Source organism: Bacteroidota bacterium, from assembly GCA_030017895.1.
Lineage (GTDB): Bacteria > Bacteroidota > Ignavibacteria > UBA10030 > BY39 > JASEGV01.
The window spans coordinates 53278-69816 of record JASEGV010000006.1 but is presented as its reverse complement, the minus strand read 5'-3'; the positions used below and the strand labels follow the sequence as shown (position 1 = coordinate 69816).

The 16539-nt window shown below is 38.4% G+C and carries 8 protein-coding genes; all 8 read right to left on the bottom strand.

The window, feature by feature from the left end:
• A partial coding sequence (locus QME58_02365) for a hypothetical protein (GenBank protein ID MDI6802675.1) occupies window positions 1-3159 on the bottom strand: 3159 nt, incomplete at its 3' end.
• A gap of 16 nt (window positions 3160-3175) precedes the next feature.
• Window positions 3176-4807 (bottom strand): SBBP repeat-containing protein, encoded by a 1632-nt coding sequence (locus tag QME58_02360; protein MDI6802674.1) that lies wholly within the window; start codon window positions 4805-4807, stop codon window positions 3176-3178.
• Window positions 4808-4838: 31 nt separating this feature from the next.
• Window positions 4839-7403, bottom strand: a complete 2565-nt coding sequence (locus tag QME58_02355; protein ID MDI6802673.1) for a hypothetical protein — start codon at window positions 7401-7403, stop codon at window positions 4839-4841.
• A 69-nt stretch (window positions 7404-7472) separates the two neighbouring features.
• Window positions 7473-9104 (bottom strand): SBBP repeat-containing protein, encoded by a 1632-nt coding sequence (locus QME58_02350; GenBank protein MDI6802672.1) that lies wholly within the window; start codon window positions 9102-9104, stop codon window positions 7473-7475.
• Between the two features lies 1 nt (window position 9105).
• Window positions 9106-11274 (bottom strand): hypothetical protein, encoded by a 2169-nt coding sequence (locus QME58_02345; GenBank protein ID MDI6802671.1) that lies wholly within the window; start codon window positions 11272-11274, stop codon window positions 9106-9108.
• Window positions 11275-11278: 4 nt separating this feature from the next.
• A complete protein-coding gene (locus tag QME58_02340) occupies window positions 11279-12640 on the bottom strand; it encodes a hypothetical protein (GenBank protein MDI6802670.1) in 1362 nt (453 codons plus the stop codon).
• 112 nt (window positions 12641-12752) lie between these two features.
• Complete coding sequence (locus QME58_02335) at window positions 12753-13454, bottom strand: response regulator transcription factor (GenBank protein MDI6802669.1); 702 nt, start codon at window positions 13452-13454, stop codon at window positions 12753-12755.
• 2 nt (window positions 13455-13456) lie between these two features.
• Complete coding sequence (locus QME58_02330) at window positions 13457-16336, bottom strand: two-component regulator propeller domain-containing protein (GenBank protein ID MDI6802668.1); 2880 nt, start codon at window positions 16334-16336, stop codon at window positions 13457-13459.
• Window positions 16337-16539 lie beyond the last annotated feature (203 nt).

Below are 16539 nucleotides of genomic sequence, written 5' to 3'. Positions count from 1 at the left end.
TATTGATATTCCTGTGGCACCGCTATCCGGTTTAACAAGTTTTGGAATTGGAGGCGCACCCGGCGGATTAGATGGTTGTTCGCCTGAACATTGTGGTGGACTCACTGAAGTAGAATTTTTATCTAATATTATTTCACCATCCTGATTTACTTTAATCCAATATGCCTTACCAGATTGTATTGCATCTGTTACAAAATAACCATTATCATAACCATAGTAAGGCGATGTTGTTATACCAGTTGGTTTTTGAACAACTCTGGCAATTGGAACATCCTGATATATAGAACCTATCATATTCCAACCGGCTTTTACACCGATGCGAAAAGAATCTCTTGGAACACCTACATAGTTTACAGTTTGGCTTTGTGGAAATTTTATCCAGTAACCAATTCGATTTTCTAGAATATCTTTTGATACATATTGCGGACCGCCTTCCCATGTCAAAGCATCTGAATTTGCATCTTGCCAGACAGTTGTTTTTTTGTAATCACTAATTATAATGGGAACACTTGCCATATTCCATTTATCTTTTACACCTGTTGTTATACTTATCCACCCCGGATCAAATAATTTATAAACCCACACACCCTGACCGCCTGTTGCTACCCAAAGCTCTCCGCTGTTCGGTCTTATTCTCAGACTGTGTACCTTTGGAAAGTTCTGTGTAATGCTGTAAGGTATCTTCGTCCATATCAAACCGTTATTTGTTGACCGGTAGATTTGATCATAAGCATCACCCATTCTTTTACCATACACCGCCCACAATTCATTCTGTACATCAAAATGATCGGCACTGGTGAAGCAAACATTATTTGCATCAACGAAATATGTCCAACTGACACTCCCACTATTATTTCTATCAATTGCTCCAATATACACTCCTTTGGGATTTGACCTAGCATCCCGAAATGCTAAAACTAATTTGTCATTTCCAATATACTTCAAAGAACCAGCACCCCAATATATATCTCCACTTTCGATATCCTCACCCGCACGCCAGTTAGACCCATTATCAGTCGAGATGAACAATCCGCCTCCATACGGTCTTCCACTGGCGGATTGCAGCCACAAGTAGACTAACGAACTTTCTGCGTATGAGAGTGAAAAATGTCCGTTAAAAATATCGCCTATCGAACCGTCTATACCAGACTTTAACCCAGCAATCAATGATCGGCTATAAGCAGTAGATGTCTGTTTTCCTAGAACAGTGCTTTGAATATTAAACATTCCCTCCGACCAACTTTGCCCACCATCATCCGAATAAAACACTCCTATTGAACCACCTGGCAGATAAGAAGTTGTGTTTCCACCTACCAAAGCTATTATTCTATTTACATTATCAGGTTTTTTAAAAATAATTGCGTCTACAACCGCTCTATCATTGTCAGTTAAAATCTGATGGGTTTCTTTCCGTGCTATTGTAACTGCACCATTGTTTTCAGTCCTTACGTAAAATCCTGCCCTTCGATACTCAGCCGTAAATCCATATACACTGCCTCCGAGGCAGTAACTTTTGTTAGGATTGTCTGGATCATTTAGCATCCTTACCACATTAGAAATGTATGTGTCTTGTAGGTCAGAATCATATGTTTTTTGTCTATCATATTCGAGCGCGTTGCTTACAAAGTCATCAGAAGTAGTAAAACTAAGATTGTCTAAATATTGCCAAGCTAGTGTCCAATCAGACATCGGTATAAATATTGTTTGCCTATTAATGCCATTAATATTGGCGTTTTTAAAGACCACATCATAAACAACAGGCATTGACTGACGGGTAAAGGAATACTTCCATTTTGCGGTTGACAATCTATCATTGGATACATCAACCGAGGTTATCCTTGCGCCAGCCCCACCGCTCATATACCAGTGAGTTCCCCAACCAGTATTTGGATTTTTAACCAAAGAATTCATACCCGAATAAATTTGATCATGGACAACACCTGGATATTCCGGATGATTTTGATAATCGTTAGAGTGTTTAGGAATTTTATTGAATGCGGGATCATCATAATATAGTCGCACTTTATTTGGTGTGGTTCCCTCGCCAACCCAATTGTCACCAAAGTCTGAAGTTTTACGAAGAGGTCTTTGATATTTACCACCGACAATTATACCTTCTGAATTATCAACAAACGATAATGGAGCAAACATACTGTTTCCTCTGTCGTCACCCAATAAACCGTTTAAAAATATTTCACTTAAATCATCATATCGCCAGAAAGTGCCATCTTTAACCACCCGTCCTATCCCCGTAATGTCTGAATTATTTCCCCATGTAAACATTGCTCCAGTTATATCAACGCTTACTTTCCTTAATATAATTCTTTTAACAAACGGTTCCTCGACACCAGGGACTGAAACCCTATTCCAAGAATCGCCACCGTTTGTTGTAAACACTATACCGTGTGTTGTACCTACCCAAATATGACTCGTATTTCCTGGCTTGATTGCAATGCAAGTGATGCCTTCTCCATTTGGACTACTTGTGCTGTTTTGAAATGACTCAAAACTTAATATCCTTGAAAAATTCACCCCATCGTTTTCACTTTTATACAAATATGCTTTACCATTATTCGGTTCAAATCCGCCCATGTATAAATGTGAATATTGATCATTAATATTATTCGGATCGTAGATAATACACGGTCCACCTATCTTTACACCCATTTTATTACCTTTGAACCATACACTCTGAGGAGTGATCGTTGATTTAGTCCAGGCATCAATTTCCCCATTACGACTTGATCGCCAGATGGATTTGAAATCTGCAGCTTCTGCATCATTTTCATAATTTCCCCAGGCAACATTAACAATTTCTTTCCCAGTTTGTGCATCGTATCTAACTGCAAGACCTTGTATGCTCAGTTCTGATATCGATATTCCAGGATTACCAGGTGGGGCTACAGGATTAACATAATTACTCCCAAATTTCCAGCTCTGACCATTATCTTCGCTACGATAAATCCCGCCAATGTCGGTTCTTGCATAAAGCACTTGTTGATTGATGTTTCCAGGCTGCTGTCCCGCCGGATACTTTACCGGAATTATTTCCGTCACATATCCTCCGCATTCAAAATTTAAATAATTCCACGCACCAGATTGGGAATATGTTGATTTCGATATTACCAACACTATTAAAAACAATGTTAAATATTTCATTTTATAACCCTTTCTTTTATTTTATTAATAGCGCTTTCTTGGTTTCGATATATCTTCCGGAAATAATTCGATAATAATACAGGCCACTAGCAAGTCCTTCAGCGTCCCATTCAACCTGATATTCACCAGGTTCTTTCTTCTCATTTACCAATGTCGCTACTTCCCTTCCAAATACATCATATACTTTAATTCTCAAAAACGATGAATTTGTAATTTGATATTTGATATTTGTTTTTGAATTAAAAGGATTTGGATAATTCTGATACAACTGAAATCCATCAGGAACTTCGCTCAATATAGGCACTACACTCGTCGGCTGTGAATATTTTAACACAATAATATCACTCGGATTAAATGATATACCTGCAACATAAACATTTAAATCTTTATCCACAATTATTCCTTTAGGGTATGAAATGCTATCGCTGTCGGGATATTTCTGAAGCCATACCTGATTTCCGCCCTTGTCGTATTTGATTGTTGTTATTTTGGGACGATTTATTTCATCTTTAGCGCTGCCGGTTACATATATATCTCCATATTTATCAACTGCTAAACCTTCAAGAAAATCTTCTGCATTTGCTGCGCCGTTGTATCCTTTTACCCATAATTGATTACCAAGTGAATCGTATTTAATTGTACAAAAATCATAATTATAACCAGCTTGCCAACCCGCAGTGACAATATTATAATATGGATCAATCTTGATAAATCTGCCTTCCGAATAGTAATATGGGAAGGTACCTTCATAAAATCTAACCCATTGTTCATTACCACTGCTGTTATACTTGATAGTAGCAATGTTTATAGCATTTAAGCTGTCCATTGTCGCATATCCTGTTACATACACATTACCATTTTTATCAGATGCAATATCAGATGCTTCATCCCAACGACTTGCAGGTCCATCAAATGTCTGTGCCCAGCGTAGATTACCATAATAATCGTAGCTTAAGGTGAGAAAATCTTTAGACTGCATGCTAAGTTTTGTATCACCAGCTATACTCAGTGCATTAAAATTATCAATATCCATTGCAGTAGCCCACTCAAGTGTGTTATTTAATCTGCTGAAATTTCTTGTCCATAATGTATCACCATTTGTGCTGTATTTTAAAGTTCCAATATCCCTCGTTGAAATGATATTGTCTGAAGAACCAGTAACTAATACGTTAACATTTTCGGTGTAATCGATAACCAAATCTACTATTTCGTTCATTCCCGTTCCACTTCCTCTATACTTTTTCACCCACTGTTCTACTCCATCCACATCATATTTTACTACGATGTAATCCACATCGCTTGCACCAACATACACATTGCCTTGCAAGTCAACTGCGATTGATTTCGGTGTTGCTTTTATTGCCAACCCACCTGAGTATCTCCTTGCCCAAACAAACTGCCCACTTGAGTTGAACTTTACAGTCACAAATCCGTATGGTTGCTCGTTGTCTTCTCCTGTTACATAAATATTCCCCATCGAGTCAATTGTCATCGCACTTACATACTCCGAAAAATTACTCGGTCCATTATAACGTGCTACCCACTCGAGTTGAACTTGGGAATTCATCTCATCAACTAACGATATTAACATGAGCAATAGTAATAATATTTTTCCTGCTTTCATCTTCTTCCTTTTATCTATTATCATATTATACAAAAATACTTACCTATTGTAAAATCTACTTTTTTGTATAGTTACTACTTTCATAGGTGTATCTCCACACACCTTGCCCGCTCGATGCAACCCAAATTTCATTTTTATCTGGTCTGATTCTCAAACTTTTGACTCTGGGCAAGTGCTGTTGGGCAGGAGGTGCAATCCTTTGCCAGTTACCGCCACTAATCGAAAAATAGATTTGATTATACAAATCATTATCCTTTTTTCCATATACTACCCATCTGTCTAAATTAATATCGAGGTGTTCGGCACTGGTGAAATTGCTAATACTAGAGCCACCATTAAGCCATATAATATTACCAATGGAATCGATGATACCTTTGTACAAGCCTCCAGGATCGGCATCGCCCTTGCGAACCGCTAATGCAATTGTATCATTTCCTACATATTTCAAAGAACCTGCACGCAAATATTTGTTTGTTAATTGTGATGGCGGAGACTTTGATCCCCAATTCTCACCATTATCAGTGGATATAAACATTCCGCCGGCTTCTAACCACAACCCCACCCGGCCATTTCCCAAATACACCAAATGGAAGTGCCCATCAAAAATATCTCCTATCGCACCATCGATTAAGCCTGGGATAATTGACCTTTGATATGCTTGCTGTGTTGACATAGTTTGGTTTCCGCTTTGTTGATTGAACGTTCCCCGTGGACCCCAGTTGACCCCTCCGTCATCGGAATAAAATATTCCTAAACTATCTCCAGGCTGCACTGCTTTCCGGTTTCTCCCTGCCAAAACTATTATCCTGTTTCCGCCTACTGGCTTATTATTAATTATTGCATCTACTATTGCTCGGTCATTTTTTTGTAAAAACGGATGTGTTTCTTTGCGACTCGTTTTAATTATTCCGTTGCTATCAGTTCTTACGTAAAATCCCGCTCTGTAACTTTCTGTCGGGTTAAAATCATAAACACTGCCACCTACACAATAACTGATATTAGGATTATCAGGATGTATTAGTATCCGGGTTACATTCGATATATATGTATCATATAAATGAAGAGGGCGTGTCTCCTGTCTGTCGTATGATAATGTATCTTGTATAAAACCACCAGTCGTTGGAGTACTTAATCTATCCTGATAAGTACTACCCATCGTCCAGTCTGACAACGGTAGATATATAGCTTCGCGGTTGTTTACTTTAGAGAATACAACATCATAGTTCACCGTCATCGCCTGTCCAAGTGTTGTATATTTCCAACGCGAATTTACAAAGTTAGTATCTGCACCGGCACTACTCACGGTCATCCTCGCACCTGCACCGCCGCTTAAATACCACTGGTTGCCCCAACCGCTATTCGGATTTTTTGTTATACAGCTTAATCCATCATACATAAAACCCCAGCTCGGATCCAGCTCGCCTTTTTGCTGATGTGCCGGAAAATTGTTTCCGCTTTGTGTGTATCTGAATACAACTTCGTTATTTGGTGAATTATTCACCTCGCCATACCAGCTATTACCAAAGTCTCCTGTCTTACGTAAGGGTCTTTCATACTTACCAGAAATTATTATTGTTTCATTTGTGTCAACGAATGTTAATGACGAAAACAATCCGCTACCACTTCCTCCTGTATAACCGGTTAAAAAGTTTGAAGTAATATCTATATATTGCCAACCGCCGCTCGCCAAGAGTCTCCCGACACCTGTAGTGTCATCATTTTTCCCCCACGTAACCATCGCTCCGGTTATAATACTTCCTTCTTTTTTAAGTAAAATTCTTTTAACATAAGGTGTTGGAACTCCAGGTATTGTAACTCTTTGCCAGTTTGTTCCTCCGTTTGTAGTAAAAACAATCCCATGTGTAGTGCCTACCCAGATATGAGCAGTATCACTAGGGTTAATTTTTTTTGAAATATTGATGCAAGTGATGCCTTCTCCGGCATAACCATTAACGTTTTGAAAATCTCTAAATGATTGAACCAAATCCCAACTCTGCCCATCGTTTTCACTTTTATATAAATACGCTTTCCCAGGTATGTTTGCAACCGTTGGTCCAAATCCGCCCATGTACATATGTGAAAATTCTCTTCTAATATTATTCGGGTCATAAGTAATACACGGTCCGCCAAGTTTCACAGGGAAATTATTCCCTCGAAACCAGACTTGTCCGATGATTGTTGGCTTCGTCCATGAACCTTCAGCACCGCTATTATCAGAACGCCAGATGGATCGATATTCTGATTTAGCATCATCTTCATAATTTCCCCAGGCAACATTGACGATTTCTTTTCCTGTTATCGAATCGTACCGTACTGCAATGCCCTGGATGCTCAGTTCTGAGCCTGAAATACCCGGATGCCCACCGCCAGTTGGATAATTTAGATAAGTGCTAACATACGTCCACGACAGACCGTTATTGTTACTGCGGTATACACCGCCAATGTCCGTTCGAGCATATAACACCTGATTATCAATCGATTTCCCTACTGTGCTCGGATATTTGACGGGGATGATTTCCGTAACATACCCACCGCACTCGAAGTTTAAATAATTCCACGTTTGCGACTGTGCCGCAGTCGTCAAAAGCAGCACAATAAAACCTACTGTGAAGTTTCTCATAATTCATTTCTCATTATAAAAATTATTTGAAAGAAAGTTTTTCCTTTTTTCATTTTGAATTTTACATTTTTAATTGATGACTACCATTTTCCTCGTAACCGCCTTTGTTCCCAACATCCCATTGTACACCGTCATCCGATAAAAATACACACCACTTGCTATTCCTTCCGCGTTCCATTCCACTTGATGTTCGCCCGGTTCTTTCTTCTCATTAACCACGGTAGCGACTTCTCTTCCAAATAGATCGTATATCTTCAAAATAACAAATCCGAAATCTGGAATCCGAAATCTGATATCCGTTTTCGGATTGAACGGGTTCGGATAATTTTGATATAACTTAAATTCTTCGGGAACTCCATCTTTCGTTTGCTCTACACTTGTTATCTGAGAATATTTTAGAACGATAATGTCATTACTATATTCGGGTGTAGCTATCTGCCCTGTAATATAAACATATAAGTTATTATCAACAATAATTGCTGCAGGACTTGATATTGTATCATAATATGGATATTTCTCAAGCCATAATTGATTTCCGTCTTTGTCGTATTTGATAGTGTAAATTTTATATAAATTATAAGTCTCATTTGCTGTACCAGTTACATACACAGAACCATATCTGTCAACTGCTAATCCCTCAACACGATCATAGAGTCCGCCATTATATAGCCGAACCCATAATTGGTTGCCAAGAGAATTATACTTAATTGTGCAGTAATCAAGTGAGTTTGCATCTCCCTGCACCCCTCCGGCAACAACAACATTCCCAAATGGATCTACTTTAATAAATTCCCCGTAACTTGTATTGTATTGTGTTAGGTTGAAACTCCTTACCCATTTCAAGTTCCCGTCGTAATCATATCTCATCGTGCAAAAATCTTGTTTGATTGTATCAAAATACGCAGCTCCTGTAACATACGTATTTCCGTTTTGATCGACGGCAACATCATTTGCTTGGTCCCAATTGTTGCCGGGTCCATTCCACGTCTGTGCCCAGCGCAGGTTACCGTTTATGTCGTAACTTAATGTGAGAAAGTCTCGGTATCCTGAAAATCCCGTTATTGTAATATTGGTTTGGTCATTTTTATCCATCGCAATTCCACCCTCATCCTCAGAGTTATTCGGATCATAATTTCTTACCCATACAACATCTCCATTGGCGTTATATTTTAAAGTTCCAACGTCCCAATTTGTACCGATATTTTTTAAATATCCAGTGGCAACAAGCCCCTGGACTGTGGTAATCACACTTCCGGTGTCGCGATAGAGTTCAACATCATGTAATACACTGAAACCTCCTCCAGTTCCCGAATGTCTTCGTACCCAGCGCTCATTACCAATGCTGTCATAACTCACTATGATGTATGTAACATCTTCAGCACCAACATACACATTCCCGTTCAAGTCTACTGAAATTGCTTGGGGAACTGCTATAAATGCTTGTCCCCCTGAATATCTCCTCGCCCACAGAATCCGTCCGCTTGAGTTTACTTTTATCGTTACAAATCCCGGCGGAGAGTCTGCATCAGTCCCCGTTACATAAACATTCCCAATCGAGTCAATCGCCATCGCTATGGCACGATCACCGCCGTTGCTCTGACTGTTATAGCGGGCTACCCATTCAAGTGTTACTTGTGCATTAATTTTTCCAAGTGTTATTACTAATAAAATAATTATTAAAGTCAATTTGTTTTTTGTCACTCTAAAACCTTAACCTGCTCTCATAATCGTTTCGTTTTTCACGTAAGCCGGCAAGCAGTTCTTCCTTTTTACGTATCTCTCTTTCAACAGTCTGAATTCCAGCAGCTTTATTTGCTTCGGGAGAATCTTTTATATATCTGTTCAAGATCGTCATAAAATCCTGCTCAGCACGCTGTCTGTTTTCTTCGTGGAATTTGATCCTGTCTTTCATCGCCGCCTGGAATATCGTCGATTTCTGTCGCAAGCGGGTAATCTCAGTATTTGCAGATGAAATCTCATCTCTGTATTTCTGCATTTGATTTATATCTTCACGAAGAATCTTTATCTCGCTTTCGATCTGCCCCTCTTCACTTCTGAATTTCATTAAACTTTCGCGGAGATGGAATTTTTCGATTATATTCAACATCCACATCATGGAATCTTTTACACCCCAAGGAAATAACGGGTCGTTAATCTCCCGCGGCGGTTGAGCTGACGTGATGAATATTTGATAGTGAAAAGTTAAATCTAAAACGCGGTTAAAGAATTGTGAAAAATTATCGAGCAACGTTTGAACGATATCTTGCAAGACTGGATGAGCATTGTTTGCCCTGTCACGAAGCATGAAATCTCTTAACCTTCCGTAAGGAGTTTTCATTTCTTCGGTCATCTTCGGAAATCTCTGAGGTAAAAGAGATTCGATTAGAACTGGTTGGAAGTTAGAAGGGATTAAAGATGACCTCCCAAGTTGCGACAAAGATTCACCAAATACTGTATCACCCTTTGTCAAAATTAATCCGGTGGGGACGTGTCGGATATTCGGATTACTTTGAACCCAATACTGTAGGATGGCATCAAACCAGTTAGCTCTTTTCCTCAATTTAACCGGATCCAGATAATCTTTTTCATCGATGAAAAAAAATAAACCTTTTGCCTTTCTAAAAATATCCTGCAGTTGGTGTTCCCATTGATCGGGCTGCGTATCTTTACCGCCGTAATCAAAAGTCGTATAGCTTGTTATGTTCAAATCTTCCCAGAAGTTATAGCTGTTTAAACCGCTGGATGGCGGTATGCTGTTTGAGCGCCAAGCATCGGAGACACCCTCATAATATACTTGCAACTCTCTACCGAGTGTAACAGGTTTACCGGCTCGCATCTGTGCTTCGTAGCAAAAAGCCGATATATAACTACTCTTACCAACTCCTGATTGTCCGAATAAGAAAATGGGAACTGGTTGGAAAAGACTAGTAAGCAGTGGGTTTTGTTTTTTATGTTCTATTAATTCAAGGTATGAATGTCCGATACCTAACTTCATCGTGTTGTTTGCGTGTGAAATATATAATGGACTTCTCTCCTTCAAATAAATTTGGTCGCCCATTGCTAACGGACTTACATAATCGTTTTCCCAGTACCAACCCCAATTTTTGAAGAGGCTGTTGATGAAATCGTCCTTGCTGCACCAGTAACGAATTGCTTTTTGGACTTCGATTGAACTTGTTCCGGTTGAATCGAGACCTTTGCCCTTCGAACCTAACACTTGTAAGCAGAGTAATATTTCGGCAAACGAAATACTTGCCGTGTCGCTCGTTCTCTGTTTAATTTCATCGAAATGACTCTGTAATTTGCTCTGAGCAAAATCTTCCGAAACGCCGAGTGTCATTAAAATTTTACCCATTAATGAAAATAACTGAATCTTTGTAGGGACATTTAGATTTTCTGAACTCTGAAGCAGGGCAGAAACATCTGCGAGCATTCTATCGTACTCCGATTCTTCTATCCCGACATTTTCAGATTTAATCCATTCTTCATAAAAACTCATCGTCCCCGAAACGCCACCGCCGGTTTCGGTATGTGTTAAACCAGCGATAAGATAATAGTGTTGCCAGAGAGCTGTTAAATCTCTTAAAAGTCTTCTTGTTTGATTTGTACTTTCAGAAGCGGAAAAAACTTTTGAGCCATAACTTCCTACCAAAGCCCGGTCTATCTCAAAGAGTATAGTCTCTCGTGTGTCCAGCGGAGCTATTTGATTTGGGAGTTGTTGTAAAGCATCGAAAAAGCCGTGCACTGCCTTCGATATCTTATCTTGTTTTTGAGTTATATCCGTACCCGAATCGACATCTCTTAAAAAGTCGGCAAGAGTAAGACACTGTTTGTTAAAATCACGTGCTATTTCAGTGACAGGTTGCAACATTATTCTAATCCCTTATAATTATAGTTATATGCGATTTCAAATCGATGACACCTTCACCGAGTGGTTGAGGGAGATAAAGAGTAAGGTGTGAAGCTTTATCTTTGGTTACAACTTCGGGAGGGCATTCGATTGTATATGTGAACGATTCTCCGGGAACTCGTTTCAACAAGTTTTTCAAATCTAAAAGTTGAGCAAAAATTGCGCTGCCCATACCTACACGGATATTCTTCCCGACTGGGTCTGATTTCGAAAACTCCCTGAGTTGAAATGTTATTTGAGTTTTACTTTTTACAAACTGAGCTTCCGTCTCAAGATATATGTTCAAACGATTTCCAGCGGCTTCCTTCATTAATTCGACTCTTGAGATTGGAAGTGTTTTTTCAGCAATAGGTCCAGCCGGAAAATAAGAAAGCAATTTAGTTATATCGTCGAATAATTTTTCAGCGTAAGAAAATGCTGTGTTTAATTCTACCTGAGGTTCATTCGGAGATATAATAGATTCATTAAGTTTTTCGACTACTTCATTAATTCTTTGTTTCAGCGTGGCTTGTTCCCAACCGACAGATAAAATTTGTAATTCACTTTTAACTTGATTAAAAAACTGTTGTAAGCCGTTAAAATAGTTTAATGTCGGGGTATGGGTATTCTCAATTAGCGGTTTAAAAAATCCATTCGAACGAATGAATTGACCAGTAGCGTTCCATACGAGTACAATTTCGGGAGTGGGTTTTAAGGATTTCAGGTAGTTATCCAACAAAGAACTCCAAAGAGTGAACTTTGTTAATATTCCGTTGCTGGCATCAACACAGTTCGGAGAGCTGTCGATAAAAACGCCAAACGGAATAAACGATTTATCTACGATTAGTTCGTTATCCTCGATTTTAAAACGACAAAGTACAACTCCCGTGGCCTGATTGTTTGTAATTGAGATTTCGTACAAAGCGTCATAAACAGACGCTCCCGTTATCGGCTCTGAATCTGACTCAATGATTCCATCTCGCCCTGAACTTGACGGCATTATATACAGCAGATATTTTCCATCGGGACTTTTTTGAGGTGGTCTGAATTGAAAATTAAAAGTCCTGCTGCCATCAATTTTGATCAGTCTTCCGTAAGGGTTTAATCCCTGAAATTGAGAAATTTCGACTTGGTAATTTGCGCCGTCTAAACGCTTAAAATTAATATTCTCGGAGTTATTGTAGTCGGTTTGAAGATATGAATTCCTGATAAGTCCGTAACTTCCAGCTTGGGAATAGCCCATACTAACAAGCTGCTCAATCCATTCTTCAAGTGCGTAAAAGTGTTCCTCCGAGACCACATCTCCGTTACGCCATAAAACTTTTTTTAATTCTGGAATATCTGCCATTCGCAAACCTATATTAAGTTAGTGTTACGTTGGAAAAATCTAATTATAATAAACTTAAAAGTCAAATAGTTTTAGGAGGGGAGCGTTACAGAATTACGTGATGAATTTTTGGTTATTTCTGTTTCAATTTTGAGGATTTTTTACAGACTACTTTTTTTTGAGATGAAGCTGATATTTTTTTGTAGCCGAATGACTTAATTATTGCTTCGCTCTTAGACCTGACATGAAGTTTCTTGTATATGTGTTTAATGTGCGTTCGGATGGTTTCATAGCTAATAAATAGTACCTTGGCAATTTCTTTATACTGATAACCCTTTGTAAGATAGGAGAGAACTTCTTCTTCTCGTTTCGAAAGTTGTTCATCAACATCGGTTTCAGAAAATTTTGTTTTGAATTGGCTGAAGAAAGATAACACTTTGCGCGCGATTTGAGCAGACATAGGAGCCCCTCCGTTATACAGCTCTTTAATCGCTGTAAAAATTTCTTCTTTTGAAGAACGCTTGAGTAAATATCCAGTTGCACCAGCAACCAAAGCATTAAATATATAGGTGTCGTTCTCAAAGATTGTAAGCATCATGAACTGGGTTTGTGGCATTGCTTCTTTCAACCTTTTCACACATTCAACTCCGTCAATTCCAGGCAGATGAATATCCATTAACGCAACGTCCGGAATTTTTTGTGGGATATCAATTAATGCGTCTTCGGCTGTTCGATATGTTCCTACACATCGAAAATCCGGATGGTTTTTAAAAATTTTTTCGAGATGGTTGCGATATTCTTCACCATCATCAACAATTGCTACTTTGATTTTCATAATTACGTATTTTTTAAAGGTAAAAAAATTTGTATTGCTGTCCCTGACGAAACAACAGACTCAATTATTATTTTACCACCAATTTCCTCAATTCTTTTTTGAATATTAATTAAACCATTTCCGAGCGGGTGAGGCTCCCGAGTACAAAACCCTTTGCCATTATCTTTCAGGGATATCCATATAGTTTGCTCCTTTAAATAAAATTTAGCATTAACTTTTGTTGCCGAAGCATGTTTAACAACATTGTTTGTAATTTCCTTCACAATTAAAACTGTATTTCTTCGGACTTCAGGAGAAATTTGAATGGCTGGATACGAATCCGGGAATTCGCAATTGCATTCAATATCGAATGAGCTAAAGAAATCAGCTATATATTCCCTGAGAAACGTGCCGAGATGTTCTATGCTGTCGTTACCAGGATTGATGAACCAGATGATTTCATCAAGATTTTCGATCATTAGTTTGGTTTCGTTTGATATTTTTTCGGTAAATTCTTGTATCAAGGGTGCTTTATCTATTTCATCTTTAACTGCCTCATTGAGAACTGAAATTTTTGTCAACCTCGAACCGATTTCATCGTGAATATCTCTGGAAATTCTTAGCCGCTCCTGCTCTAATGCACGCTGGTTTTCAAGTATGTACAATTGATGTTGTAATTTTCTGGCAAAAAACAAGCGAGTGATTCCGATTATGATACCCACAATTAGAATTCCAACCAAAATTTTAAATGTGTCAGTTTCCCAATAATGCTGAGGAATTACAAAAGAAATTGAAGCCCCTTCGGTATTCCAAGCTCCCGTGTGATTGCTGGCAAGAACTCGAAAATTATATTGGCCGGGTGGAATGTTCAAATAATAGATAATCCGCTGGTTCTGGGCGTCTATCCATTCATCATCATATCCTTCTAATCGGTATTTAAAACGGATATTCTCAGAGTTTGAAAAATTAATGGCAGTGTAGCGAAATTCTATCTTTCTTTTATTACCGGGCTCTAATGAATGTAGCCGATTGGTCGATAATTCTACACCGTCAACAACTGTTTTTTGAATATATACTTTCAGTGAGTCCTGTTTCCAATTCAGGTTACCGGGATCAACAACGGTAACGCCCCCCATTGTTGGAAACCATAAACGGCCATCCTTTGATTTTATTGCTGATGGATGATTGCCGCCGTTACATTCTATGCTTTCCATTCCAGCCTCTAATCCGTATGCAACAGCGTGGACAGATGAAATTTTGCCATCACAGAAATCAACAACTTCCTGGCGGTTGATGCTAAAAATTCCCTTATTGCTGCCAAACCAAAATTTTCCGTAATCATCCTCAAGAATAGAATATATTGTGTTGTCAATTAAACCAGCATCTCTGGTTATCCGAGAAAATTGTTTTTCATTGTTACCGGTATTAAAACGGAATAAACCAAATCCATAAACTGTTATCCAGAGAGTCCCCTTTGAATCATTTAACAACGTCATCACGGCATTACCTGTCAGCCCGGGGGCTTTGTCGAAGAAATAAAGAGAATCTCCACTAGACCGAAAAAGTCCATTCTTTGTTCCTATCCAGAGGCTTCCTTTATCATCGTAACAAAGAGCTTTAATTTGATAAACAATAGGCTCGGAAAAGTTCTTTTTAAAAAATGTTAGATTTTCCAGACTGTTGAAAAATATTTGATGGCTTTCGTTTTGAACTTTTATAAGTCCGGCGTCCCCCCCTCCAATCCATAAGTTATTATTAGAATCTACAACCATTGACCTCGGCTCATTTACTGATAAGAAACGTTTAAGTTTGCCGTTGGAGTATCTCAGAATATCTTTCCCGGCTCCTATCCAAATAACATTATTATGATCTTCGATAATGGTTCTCACAATAATAGCTTTTTCATTTCCAGGAATTGGTAATCTTGTGATTACTTCCCTGGATTTATTAAAGGTAAGTTTATTCAATCCTTTTTGTGTTCCGATCCAGATATCGTTATTGCGGGATTCGCAAATTGACCATACCCGATTATCAGATAGCCCATCGATTGTTGTGTAAGTTTTTAAGATTTTTTTTTGCAGCCGATGCAGCCCGCCTCCTCGTGTGCCAATCCAAATCCCTCCTTCCGTATCTTCAAACAATGACACTACTCTATCCAAAGATATTTCGTCTTTAATATAAAATTTCTTTATATATCCTGCTGTATCTAACTTATACAACCCATTTCCATGAGTTCCTATCCATAAATTTCCAATCTGGTCCTCCATTATAGTATTTATCCTGAATTCAAGCTGTCCATTTTGGCCGGAATATGAAGAGAGATTACCGTTTCTCAAAATTTTTAATCCATGAACCGTTCCGATCCAGTTTCTTCCCTTGCTGTCTGAGAAAAAGCAATAAATCTGAGAACTCCAAAAATTACCACTAAACAGAACAGATTTTTCCTTTTTCCCATGACTTATTTTATAAACATATGAACTTGCTTTGCAAGTGACCCAAATTGTCCCGAAGTCATCACAAACAATTGAGTAAACATCAAAGGTAGAAAAATCTATTTCAGAGAATTTATTAAAAATATGATTGCTGCCTGATGTTTGTTTTACGCCGACACTTAATGAAATGTAGGAAAGATTACGGGGTGTCCCTATCCATAAATTGTTTTCGTGATCAAGACACATCGAGAGAATTCTATCATCTTTCAAGCTGTCTTTAATAAAATAATATTTAAAAGAATCCTCATAATAACTTAACAGCCCGCCATCTCTACAACCAATCCACAACCGTCCGTCTCTGTCTTCCACCAGAGATGATATATTATTTGTTTTAAAAGCATTTGTGTTACTCGTATTATAAGTTGAGAATTCCATTCCATCAAACCGCACTAACCCATCATCGGTTCCCATCCATAGATAACCGTCGCGTGTTTGAAGAATGATATTTATTGAATAAGGTAAAAATCCGTTTTTCGAATCCCAAGATCGGTGGGAATATTCAGAAATGTTTTTATAAGGTTTTAAAGATTCGGCGGAATAAACATGTGTGTTTAGATGAAAGCAAAAGCATAACAAAATCAATTTACATAGGAATATATTAAGATTACACTTCA

Excerpts from the sequence above, each read along its gene's own strand:
- QME58_02360 (MDI6802674.1), bottom strand. The coding sequence starts at position 4,807 with ATGATAATAGATAAAAGGAAGAAGATGAAAGCAGGAAAAATATTATTA.
- QME58_02355 (MDI6802673.1), bottom strand. The coding sequence starts at position 7,403 with ATGAGAAACTTCACAGTAGGTTTTATTGTGCTGCTTTTGACGACTGCG.
- QME58_02340 (MDI6802670.1), bottom strand. The coding sequence starts at position 12,640 with ATGGCAGATATTCCAGAATTAAAAAAAGTTTTATGGCGTAACGGAGAT.
- QME58_02330 (MDI6802668.1), bottom strand. The coding sequence starts at position 16,336 with ATGGGAACCGATGATGGGTTAGTGCGGTTTGATGGAATGGAATTCTCA.
- QME58_02335 (MDI6802669.1), bottom strand. The coding sequence starts at position 13,454 with ATGAAAATCAAAGTAGCAATTGTTGATGATGGTGAAGAATATCGCAAC.
- QME58_02345 (MDI6802671.1), bottom strand. The coding sequence starts at position 11,274 with ATGTTGCAACCTGTCACTGAAATAGCACGTGATTTTAACAAACAGTGT.